Origin of the sequence: Escherichia sp. 20412-1 (assembly GCF_003027595.1) — a bacterium.
Classification (GTDB): domain Bacteria; phylum Pseudomonadota; class Gammaproteobacteria; order Enterobacterales; family Enterobacteriaceae; genus Escherichia; species Escherichia marmotae.
Genome location: NZ_PYQM01000028.1, coordinates 36,683 through 47,110 on the forward strand (window position 1 = coordinate 36,683; position 10,428 = coordinate 47,110).

At 52.5% G+C, this 10,428-nt stretch carries 8 protein-coding genes; 4 read left to right on the forward strand and 4 right to left on the reverse strand.

From position 1 onward, the window contains the following. Positions 1-25: 25 nt before the first annotated feature. From yjfF to ytfQ, 4 genes are read right to left on the reverse strand one after another with little or no spacing between them, the layout of a single operon-like run. Positions 26-1,030, reverse strand: a complete 1,005-nt coding sequence (gene yjfF, locus C7B16_RS17235) for a galactofuranose ABC transporter, permease protein YjfF (protein WP_000596001.1) — start codon at positions 1,028-1,030, stop codon at positions 26-28. Next, a complete protein-coding gene (ytfT, locus tag C7B16_RS17240) occupies positions 1,017-2,039 on the reverse strand; it encodes a galactofuranose ABC transporter, ATP-binding protein YtfT (protein ID WP_001468307.1) in 1,023 nt (340 codons plus the stop codon). The genes yjfF and ytfT overlap by 14 nt, the downstream gene beginning before the upstream one ends. A 13-nt stretch (positions 2,040-2,052) precedes the next feature. Further along, a complete protein-coding gene (gene ytfR / locus C7B16_RS17245) occupies positions 2,053-3,555 on the reverse strand; it encodes a galactofuranose ABC transporter, ATP-binding protein YtfR (RefSeq protein ID WP_000205820.1) in 1,503 nt (500 codons plus the stop codon). 35 nt (positions 3,556-3,590) lie between these two features. Next, positions 3,591-4,547, reverse strand: a complete 957-nt coding sequence (gene ytfQ / locus C7B16_RS17250) for a galactofuranose ABC transporter substrate-binding protein YtfQ (protein WP_000265933.1) — start codon at positions 4,545-4,547, stop codon at positions 3,591-3,593. Between the two features lie 308 nt (positions 4,548-4,855). On the opposite strand from ytfQ, the gene ppa reads away from it, so the two are divergent. The 4 genes from ppa to licT all read left to right on the forward strand — a co-directional run bounded on the left by ppa (position 4,856) and on the right by licT (position 10,035). Then, positions 4,856-5,386, forward strand: a complete 531-nt coding sequence (gene ppa / locus C7B16_RS17260) for an inorganic diphosphatase (RefSeq protein ID WP_000055070.1) — start codon at positions 4,856-4,858, stop codon at positions 5,384-5,386. 511 nt (positions 5,387-5,897) lie between these two features. Then, positions 5,898-7,778: a beta-glucoside-specific PTS transporter subunit IIABC gene (locus C7B16_RS17265; RefSeq protein ID WP_001108705.1), complete on the forward strand. Its 1,881-nt coding sequence runs from the start codon at positions 5,898-5,900 to the stop codon at positions 7,776-7,778. After that, a complete protein-coding gene (locus C7B16_RS17270) occupies positions 7,775-9,199 on the forward strand; it encodes a glycoside hydrolase family 1 protein (protein WP_000640262.1) in 1,425 nt (474 codons plus the stop codon). The genes C7B16_RS17265 and C7B16_RS17270 overlap by 4 nt, the downstream gene beginning before the upstream one ends. Further along, complete coding sequence (gene licT, locus C7B16_RS17275; RefSeq protein WP_061090806.1) at positions 9,196-10,035, forward strand: BglG family transcription antiterminator LicT; 840 nt, start codon at positions 9,196-9,198, stop codon at positions 10,033-10,035. The genes C7B16_RS17270 and licT overlap by 4 nt, the downstream gene beginning before the upstream one ends. Positions 10,036-10,428: the final 393 nt, after the last annotated feature.

Sequence of the window (10,428 nt, forward strand, 5' to 3'; positions counted from 1 at the left end):
AAAATATCCTTGTATATCAGTAAATTTACTCTTTTATTGTATTTTCCGGACTCACTCTTATTACTGGCGAACTCTGACGGTTCTCCCACAGCACCGTTAACCCACGCTGTAATGCAATGAAAATAAACAGCAAAATGCCGATGGCGATTTTCGTCCACCATGAACTCATCGTGCCGTCAAAGTTTATGTAAGTCTGAATGAGTCCCTGAATCGCTACGCCAAAAAGCGTTCCTAATACTGTCCCAACACCGCCGCTTAAAAGTGTACCGCCAATCACCACGGAGGCGATAGCGTCCAGTTCCACACCTACGCCTGCCAGCGCGTATCCGGCCTGGGTGTAAATAGAGAAGACAATCCCGGCCAGTGTCGCCAGTCCGGTGGAGAGCATATAAATGCGAATAGTGGTGCTGCGAGTAGAAATTCCCATCAGGTTTGCCGAAGTCGCGTTGCCACCAATGGCATATACCTGATTACCAAAACGGGTACGATGTGCGAGGAAAATACCAATAACCACCACCGCAAGCATCAGCAGCCCCATCGCGCTTAAGCGACCACCGCCGGGGATTTTCCACGCCAGGCTTGAGAGCGTTTCATAAATGGGATGGTTAATCGGGATCGACTCTTCCGAAACGAGATAGCTGACGCCGCGCAAAAAGAACATTCCTGCCAGGGTAATGATGAATGCCGGGATCTTCAGCGCGTCGATCAGAAGCCCCATAAATGCGCCGAAGGCACAGCCCATCACCAGTACCAGCGGGAAGGCCAATAGTGGCGAAAAGCCGAAGTCACCAATCACCTTTGCCAGAAACACGCCGGTAAAAGCGATCACCGAACCGACAGAAAGATCGATCCCACCGGAGAGGATCACAAAGGTCATGCCGACAGCGATGATCCCCAGAAAAGCGTTATCAGTCAGGATATTGCAGATCACCCGCGTGGAGGCAAAACCGGGAAACTGCGTCAGACAGTAGAGATAGCCCAACACAAAGACGCCGATGGTGATCATCAGTGGCAAGTTACGTTTTATCACGGCTACGCACTCCTTTAATCAGACTGATAAAGCGTTGCGACTGAACAATCAGCACGCAAAGCACCACCACAGCTTTCACCACCTGATTCATCTCCGGCGGAAAGCCCGAGAGCAAAATCCCGGTATTCATTCCCTGAATAATCAGCGCCCCCACCACCGAGAGCAGCAGGTTAAAGCGCCCGCCCATCAGTGATCCACCGCCGATCACCACCGCAAGAATGGCGTCCAGTTCCAGCCATAATCCAGCATTATTGGCGTCGGCACCGCGAATATCCGCCGCCACGATAATGCCCGCAATCGCCGCACACAGCCCGCTCAACACATAGGTGAGCATGACGATGATCCGCGTGTTCACTCCGGCATTTTTCGCTGCCCGAATGTTGATGCCAACAGCTTCAATAAACATCCCCAGCGCCGTTTTGCGAGCCAGCAACCAAAACAGAAGAAGTGTCAGCACTGCAATAATGACCGGCGTTGGCAGGAACAACAGCGATCCGCTGCCGAACCAGGAGAGATCCGGCGAGTTGAAAGTAACGATCTGTCCGGAGGTGATCAGTTGCGCCACGCCGCGCCCGGCAACCATCAGGATCAGAGTGGCGACAAACGGTTGAATTTTGAGGATCGCCACCAGAATGCCATTCCACAATCCAGCCAGAATGCCGGTGCCTAACGCACTGAGTAGCACAATCGGCACGCTATACCCCGCTACCGTCATCGCGGCCGTTGTGGCTCCGGCAATAGCCATCACCGCGCCTACGGAAAGATCGATGCCGCCAGTGGCGATCACCAGCGTCATGCCGATCGCCAGCAGCGCAACGGGAGCCGCGCGGTTAAGGATATCGATGGGACTCCCGAACAGACGCCCATCCTGAAGCACCACCTGCCAGAAATGCGGGGCGACCAGGCTATCGACCAGCAGCACCAGCAACAGCGCTGCCAGTTGCGGCATTCCCGTCGGCCAGCGAAAACGCCTTTTCGACGACGCGGTGTCAGGGAGAGATTGAGGCATCACACTGTTCTCCTTACGCCGCAATGGCGTTCATGATCGCCGGAACGGAAAGCTCTGCCAGCGGGATCTCTGCCACTTGTTTACGATCACGCATGATGATCACCCGATCGGCATAGCCCACCAGTTCTTCCAGTTCCGAGGAGATCACCAGCAGTGCCAGACCATCGGCGCACAGCGTTTCAATCAGGCGGATGATCTCGGCGTGGGCACCAACGTCAATACCGCGCGTTGGCTCGTCGAGAATTAGAAATTGCGGACGAGTCAGCAGCCAGCGTGAAAGCAACACTTTTTGTTGATTACCGCCAGAGAGGAACTCTATCGGCTGTTCCGTAGAAGGGGTGCGAATACCGAGCTGGCGGATAAATCGTTCTGCTATTTCCTGCTGTTCTTTGCGTGAAATCGGTCGCAGCCAGCCGCGCTGGGCTTGTAAGGCAAGGATGATATTTTCCCGTACCGAAGCGGCAGCAATAATGCCATCGGTTTTCCGGTCTTCCGGACAGAAACCAATACCCAGTACCGATGCATGATGCGGCGATCGCAGGGTTTGCGGTTTACCTTTGATCAACGCTGTGCCGCTGTCGGCGGGTTTGATACCGAAGATCACTTCCGCAGTTTCTGTACGTCCTGATCCCAGCAAACCTGCCAACCCGACGATCTCGCCGGGACGAATTTCCAGATCAAACGGCGCGATCGTCCCTTTCTTGCCGTAATTGTTAAACTCGGCAACAGGTTTGTCGCTCAACAATGTTCGCCCGGCACGCTGTAGCGCATGAGTGTCGAGTTCACGCCCCAGCATCATTTTCACCAGTTCGATCTGCGGAAGCTCGCGGGTTTCCCGACAGCCAACAAAGCTGCCGTTGCGTAAGACGGTGATCCGATCACTGACCTGGTATACCTGATCGAGAAAGTGAGTGACGAAGATCAGGCTGACGCCGCGATCTCGAAGCTGGCGCATCAGGCCAAACAGTAGTTCCACTTCCTGGGTGTCGAGGCTGGCGGTGGGTTCATCAAGGATCAGCACTTTGGCGGAGAGATCGATGGCCCGGCAAATGGCGACGATTTGCTGCATTGCCACCGAAAAACGGTTAAGCGGTTCGCGCACGTCGAGGGAGAAACCGTAGGATGCCATTAACCCGGTTGCGCGCTTTTCCATCTCTTTGCGCCGTAGCAAGCCGAAACGTTTGGGCTCACGGCCGATAAAGAGATTGTCGGCAACCGACATATTGGGTAACAGGTTGACTTCCTGGTAGACGGTGCCGATGCCAAGCTGTTGTGCATGGGCTGTGTTTTTCGGTGAGATGGCCTGGCCTTCCAGCCAGATTGTGCCGCGATCGGCATGGTAAACGCCGGTTAATGCTTTAATCAGCGTCGATTTTCCTGCCCCGTTTTCACCAAGCAGTGCCATAATTTCACCACGACGCAAGCTGAAGTCAACGTTATCTAACGCTTTGACGCCGGGGAAGAATTTGCTTAATCCTTCGGTACGGAGGATTTCCTGGTGTTGGTCGGTAGTCATAGCTCTCCCAGTGTAAAGCGGGCTCCTGGTAGGCCTCAATACCCCATATTTTTCTTCTTCTCTAACTCTTCTTTTGCGGTATCAGGCAGATAAAGGGTGGACTTAGTCAGCGTCAGCTTTTCAGGCATGGTGCCGTCTTTCTTGTATTTCTCCAGCGCGTCGAAAGCTGGGCCTGCCATGTTTGGCGTCAGTTCAACACTGGCATTCGCTTCACCATCAATCATCGCTTTGTAGATATCCGGCACGCCGTCGATAGAGCCTGTCAGAATATCTTTGCCCGGCTTCAGACCCGCTTCTTTAATCGCCTGAATCGCGCCTATTACCATGTCGTCGTTATGGGCGTAAACCATGCAGATATTTTTGCCGTTGTTTTCCGCTTTGATAAAGCTCTCCATAACTTCTTTGCCTTTACTACGGGTGAAATCACCGGATTGCGAGCGGATAATTTTGATATTTGGCGCATTCTTAATAGCTTCGGCAAAACCTTTCTTACGGTCGATGGCAACGCTCGCCCCAACGGTGCCTTGTAACTCAACCACGTTACACGGTTTACCGTTGACCTCTTTCACCAGCCAGTCACCAATCAACTTGCCTTCCAGAATGTTGTCAGCAGTAACGGTCGTCATATAGAGAGATTTGTCTTTCACATCGATGGAACGGTCGAGCAAAAAGACCGGAATTTCGGCATCTTTCGCCTCTTTTAATACTGGTTCCCAGCCCGTCGCCACCACCGGAGCGATAAAGATCGCATCCACACCTTGTGCGACGAAGGAACGTACCGCTTTAATCTGGTTTTCCTGCTTTTGCTGACCATCGGCAATTTTTAGCGTGATACCGCGCTTTTCTGCCTCACTTTTCGCCACGTTGGTTTCTGCGGCACGCCAGCCGGACTCCGATCCGACCTGCGAAAATCCTACGGTTAAGGGAGCGGCCAATGCCATAGACGACATGGCTGCTGAGACCGCAGAGACTACAAGTAAGCGTTTCCACATAGGGTTGTCCTCGTCGGGGTGATTATTATTGTTTAAAAGATGTTCGCGAAAAAACTATAGACAATCGGTCATGTAACAGATTGCGTTACTTCACACTTCAAAAAAGTAAATACATCGTTAATCACAAGTTTGTAATCGCTTTCATCTCGCTATGAAAAATGCGGCTACGGTTATGGATTTTCCTGCTCTGTAAACCGTCTTAAAGCTGGCGAAAAAGGAAAAAGAGGACGAAAACAAGCGAAGACATTCGGCGCGAGTTGGCTATAATACTCGGCACTTGTTTGCCACATATTTTAAAGGAAACAGACATGAGCTTACTCAACGTCCCTGCGGGTAAAGATCTGCCGGAAGACATCTACGTTGTTATTGAGATCCCGGCTAACGCAGATCCGATCAAATACGAAATCGACAAAGAAAGCGGCGCACTGTTCGTTGACCGCTTCATGTCCACCGCAATGTTCTATCCATGCAACTACGGTTACATCAACCACACTCTGTCTCTGGATGGTGATCCGGTTGACGTACTGGTCCCGACTCCGTACCCGCTGCAGCCGGGTTCTGTGATCCGTTGCCGTCCGGTTGGCGTTCTGAAAATGACCGACGAAGCCGGTGAAGATGCAAAACTGATTGCGGTTCCGCACAGCAAGCTGAGCAAAGAATACGATCACATCAAAGACGTTAACGATCTGCCGGAACTGCTGAAAGCGCAGATCGCTCACTTCTTCGAGCACTACAAAGACCTCGAAAAAGGCAAGTGGGTGAAAGTTGAAGGTTGGGAAAACGCTGAAGCCGCTAAAGCTGAAATCGTTGCTTCCTTCGAGCGCGCAAAGAATAAATAATTTCTTGTATACTCTAAATAATTCAAGTTGCAGGAAGGCGACAAGCGAGTGAATTCCCGGGCACCTACATAAGTAAGTGACTGAGGTGAGCGAACGCAGACACAGTACATGCAACTTGCAGCATGACGAGTATATCGTAATAACCCTGAACACCGGGCTTCGGTTAGTAAGGGTTTTTATTTTATATTGACACCTGTTTTGTCTTGCAAAAAACAACCGAACCCGGTGTTGGTAAGGCACAAAGCCCTTCTTATCACATGAATGGTAGACACGTGTTTGGGTAAAACATAGAGGTTCACCTGAAACCGTCATAATTTCATTCAATGCAGATCACGTTTTTTCTCTATACCGATTGAAAGACAACAACATCACTTAGATAATCTGTCGAAATAACCCATTTCTATGATGGCGTGCTACTGCGAAAGCAGGCAAGACCAAAATAGAAATGCTCTCCCGCCAAGGGGAGCATTTCTATTTTGGTCTTTTTTTTTGCCTCAACCCAGGGAACACTATGAACTATAACGAAACAGCAGACAAAATCCTCCACTCGGTGGGTGGTGCGGAGAATATCCGAATGCTCACCCACTGCGCGACCCGCTTGCGCATGGAGTTTAACGATCGCGCAAAGGTTAACGATACGCAGATTGGCGCTATCCCCGGCGTGATAAGCGTGGTGGAGAAAGGCGGTCAGTTCCAGATTGTTATCGGCAATGAGGTGCAGCAGGTTTATCGCCTGCTCAATAAGGCGCTGCCGGAGAAGAAAGGCCCCTCAAGCGGTGGCAAAAACGCCAAACCCACCGGTATCATCGCACGCATTATCAGCGTGATTTCGACCACCTTCACCCCAGTGATCCCGGCCATTACCGGCGCCGGGATGATCAAGGCACTGCTGGCTATCCTCAAACTAACGGGCGTGATTAGCGAAACCAGTTCAACCTATCAGCTACTCAACATTATTGCCGACGCGGCCTTCTTCTTCCTGCCAGTGCTGCTGGCCTACGGGGCATCGCTGAAATTTGAATGTAACCCGATTCTGGCGATGACCCTCGCGGGCGTACTGCTGCATCCGGGCATCGGCCAGATGCTGGCAGCGGGGAAAGCGGTTGATTTTGTCGGTATCAACGTCCTGCTTTCCGATTACGCCGGGTCAGTGCTGCCAATTATTCTGACGGTCTGGCTGATGTCGTGGGTGGAGCGCTTCGCGGAGAAGGTTTCGCCGTCGATCATTAAGTTCTTTGTTAAGCCGATGCTGATCCTGTTGATCACCGCGCCACTGGCGCTGGTGCTCGTCGGCCCTGCGGGTATTTTGCTTAACGATCTGGTGGCGGCTGGCGCGGGCGCTATTGATCGCCACGCCAGTTGGTTAATTCCGATGCTGATGGGCGCTCTGCAACCCTTCCTGATTATTACCGGCACCGCCTGGGCGATGACGCCAATCGCTACCGGTCAGTTGAGTAAAAACGGTTTTGAGATGATCAACGGGCCGGGAATGCTGGCGTCAAACGTGGCAATGGGCGCGGCGACGCTGTGCGTGGCGCTGAAAACCAAAAATAACAACCTGCGCCAGTTGGCCTCATCATCGGGCTTTACCGCGCTGCTGGGGATCACCGAACCGGCACTGTACGGGGTATTACTCAAGTTCCGCCGGGTACTGATTGCCGCGATGATCGGTGGCGGCTGCGCCGGGATTTATGCTGGTGTGAGCGGTCTGGTGCGCTATGCGTTTGTCTCCCCAGGACTTGCGGCGCTGCCGGCGTTTATCGGTGAAAACCCGATGAATATCGTTCATGCGCTAGTGACCTGTGCGATTTCTATCGTAGTAACCTTTGCCCTGACCTGGTTTATCGCCTTTAAAGATACGCCTGAAGAGCAAGAAGAGGTCAGCGAGGCTCCGCAGCCTGTCGTTAGCCCGAAAATTGAGGGTGAGATTGAAGTACTCAGCCCGCTGCGCGGTCAGGTGATGGCGCTGAACGAAGTGAATGATGATGTCTTTTCCGGTGGCCTGCTGGGAGAAGGCGTGGCGATCCAACCACAGGAAGGGGTTCTGCGTGCGCCGTTTAACGGTACTGTAATGATGTTTCTACCTTCCTGCCACGCCGTTGGTTTACAAAGTGAAAGCGGACTTGAGCTGCTGATCCATATCGGTATCGATACCGTTAATCTTAACGGCCAGCACTTTAGCTCATCGCTGAAAGTAGGCGACAAGGTGGAGGTCGGACAGGAGCTAATCCGCTTTGATATCCCCGCCATCGAACAGGCCGGGTATGACCTGATTACCCCGGTGATTGTGGTCAATGGCGACGAGCAGCACTCCCTGCGCCTTACCACCGCCGCGCAGGTCGATTACGGCGAACAACTGATGGTGCAATCCGCTAAGGAGGTGCAGGTATGATTTATCAAAAGAAAACGCAGTTCCCGGACGGTTTTCTGTGGGGCGCGTCCACTTCGGCCTATCAGGTTGAGGGCGCGTGGAATGAAGACGGTAAAGGACCGTCGGTAGTCGACATGCTCAGCCATCCGCCGGGAACGGCTGACTTCCGCATTGCCAGCGATCACTATCATCGCGTGGAGGAAGACGTAGCGCTGATGGCGCAGATGGGGCTGAAGGCCTACCGCTTTTCGGTGGCCTGGTCGCGGGTGATACCTGACGGTGATGGCCCGGTGAATCCGGACGGGTTAGCCTTTTATCACCGCCTGATCGACGCCCTGACACGCCACGGAATAACCCCCATCGTCACGTTGTATCATTTCGACTTGCCCTGGGCTCTGGAGTTGAAAGGCGGCTGGCTGAACCGCAAAACCGGGGAGGCGTTTGTTCGTTACGCCCGTCTGCTGTTCAGCGAGTTTGCCGATAAAGTCCCGCTATGGCTGACGATTAACGAACAGAACACCATGATCCTGCATCCCGGCGCGATTGGCGTACCCGCCAATCGTGAACTGCCGGATAAGAAGGCGCTGTACCAGCAGAATCATCATATGATGCTGGCTCAGGCGCAGATCTTCGCCCTGTGCCACCGCGAATTCCCCGGGCTGCGCATCGGCCCGGCGATAAACACCACTTCGATGTACGCCGAAAGTTGCAAACCGGAAGACGCTATTGCCGCGCATAACTGGGAAACGCTGCGCTGCTGGAGTTTTTTAGATGTAGCGGTACATGGTCGCTACAACGCCCTGGCGTGGGCGTATTTGCAGGATCGCGGCCTCGCGCCGGAAATGCAGCCAGAAGATGCGCTGATTTTGCAGCAGGGGCGGCCGGATTTTATCGCCATTAACTACTACTCAACCGCGACGATTGCTGCCAGCCGGGGCGATGGTGCCGATGTTGCCCCCCGCGCGGGCGATCAACAAATTATGCTGGGCGAAGAGGGCGTTTATCGGCCAGCGGAAAATCCGTGGGTCGGCAAAACGCCTTACGGCTGGGTCGTTGATCCGGTGGGATTGCGCCTGACGCTGCGTAAAGTGTGCGAGCGCTACGGCCTGCCGATTCTGATCAGCGAAAACGGTATGGGCGCACCGGATAAGCTGGAGCATGATGGGACGGTGAATGACGATTACCGTATCGCTTTCCTTGAAGCGCACATTGAGCAAATGCGTCTGGCAATTGCTGACGGCGTCGAGCTGATGGGCTACTGCCCATGGGCAGCAATTGATGTGGTAAGCACTCACCAGGGATACGCTAAGCGCTACGGTTTTATTTATGTCGATCGCGGCGAGGATGATCTGAAGAGTTTGCAAAGGATCCGCAAACGCAGTTTCTGGTGGTATAAGGATGTCATCGCGCAAAACGGTAACCACAACGAGTCTCAGAGATGATTGTTCAGAAGGTGCTCAATAATAGCCTGGTGCTCTCCCTTGATGACGATAACAGGGAAGTTATCGTCATGGGGAAAGGTATTGGCTTCAACAGCAGACCCGGGGACGAGATCGCCCCGGAGCAGATAGAGAAGCTATTTGTAACCCAGACGCTTGACGAACGCAGCGGCTATATTGAGGCACTTTCCGCTATACCGGATGAAGTCATCGAAATGGCTGCGATGATTATTTCCCGTGCCAACATGCAGCTTTCGAGCAAAGTTCGTGAGCAGATTTTCTTTACCCTTGCCGATCACCTGGCTTTTGCCATCGAGCGCAGCCGCAAAGGGATCACCATTCAAAACCGCCTACTACCGGAGGTCAGGCGGTTTTATCCACAACAGTTCCACATCGCCAGCGAGGCTGTAACCATTATTCGCCAGCAGTACGGTATTGAACTACCGGAAGAGGAAGCCGGGAATATCGCTTTTCATCTTGTGAATGGTCAGAGCGAAGGCGACGACGTAGCGCAAACCATGCAGTCAGTGAAAATGTTGAAGGATATTTTTAATCTCGTGCAGTACCACTTTAAGCAGGAGATCGACACTGAATCGATTAATTACTCACGTTTTCTTATCCATATGCAGTTTTTCCTTCAGCGTTTACAGGAGGGAGAACTGGATAGCTCGCGGGACAGTTTCCTGCTAGTGCAAGTGATTAAAGAGTATCCAGAAGCCTGGCAGTGTACGCTACTGATCCGCGATTATATCAAGGTTCAACTCGGTATCACCCTCAGAGGTAACGAACTGCTATGGCTCACAGTCCATCTGGTGAGGATAACTGGACTTGATGCATAAACAGGATGTCTCTGTTTAAATTGACGTATAACATTTGCTTTTGAGAACGCATCTTGCCTGTTCAGAGCCGCTTGCTGGAAATAAGCCGCTCCTGCTCATTCTCACCATTTAAATTGCAAGATGTTTTACCCCTGCGCATTAATGAACACCAGCAGCGTTTTTTATGCGTTAACAGATATAGAAAGCGACTCGGAAGGAAAAGAAACAGGCGGGAAAGTTACAAAACAGAATGCGTGTCGTCTCGCAAAAACAACGCCACCCGAAGGTGTAATGCCGATCAGTTAAGGATCAGTTGACCGATCCAGTGGCTGTGTAAGAATCCGGAAACGCTCACTCGTTTCCGGATTTTTTTATGCACATTGGACAGGCCCTTGATCTGGTATCCCGTTACGA